Source organism: Planctomonas deserti (assembly GCF_003067705.1).
Taxonomy (GTDB): Bacteria; Actinomycetota; Actinomycetes; order Actinomycetales; family Microbacteriaceae; genus Planctomonas; species Planctomonas deserti.
Genome location: NZ_QANL01000166.1, coordinates 1 through 552, shown reverse-complemented (window position 1 = coordinate 552; position 552 = coordinate 1). Strand labels below are relative to the sequence as shown.

The following is a 552-nucleotide window of genomic DNA, read 5'->3' as shown; positions in this document are numbered from 1 at the left end:
CCTGGACAGCATCGGCAAGGGCCGCGCGTTCGACATCTATGTTGCACCCAACACCCAGCTCGATTTCTCGCTGGATTACAAGTTCACCCCGCGGGTGAGCATGTACTTCGAGGCGCAGAACCTGCTGGACAAGCCGCTGGAGCTGTACCAGGGCACGCGTTCGCGCACCCTGCAGATGGAAGAATATGGCCGCACCTATGCGCTGGGCCTGAAGGTGGCACTGTGATGGCGCGTGGCATCACTGCCCTGGCCGCCGCGCTGGCCGTTGCACTGGCCGCCGGCTGCACACCGTCCGCCGGCAACGATCCTGCCATGGCCGCGACGCCGGCGAAGGCCAGCGGCGAGCGCACGGTGACCACCATCGCCGAGGCGTTCCTTTCGCCGATGACCCCGGCTGACAACATCGATTCGCCGGCGGCCTGGCGCGCTCCGGATGGCATGCTGTGGTTGATCGCCACGGCCAAGGCGACCGACAAGCTGGTGGTCTACGATGGCAGCACCGGCCAGCACCTGCGTGACGTGGGCAGCAGCGGCACCGCACCGGGGCAGTTC

2 protein-coding genes are annotated in these 552 nt (G+C 67.0%); both read left to right on the top strand.

From position 1 onward, the window contains the following. On the top strand, nucleotides 1-226 hold a 226-nt coding region (locus DAI20_RS20095), incomplete at its 5' end, for a TonB-dependent receptor (protein ID WP_159085159.1). After that, nucleotides 226-552: NHL repeat-containing protein (locus DAI20_RS20090; RefSeq protein ID WP_205781537.1), on the top strand; the 327-nt coding region annotated here is incomplete at its 3' end. The genes DAI20_RS20095 and DAI20_RS20090, both read left to right, overlap by 1 nt.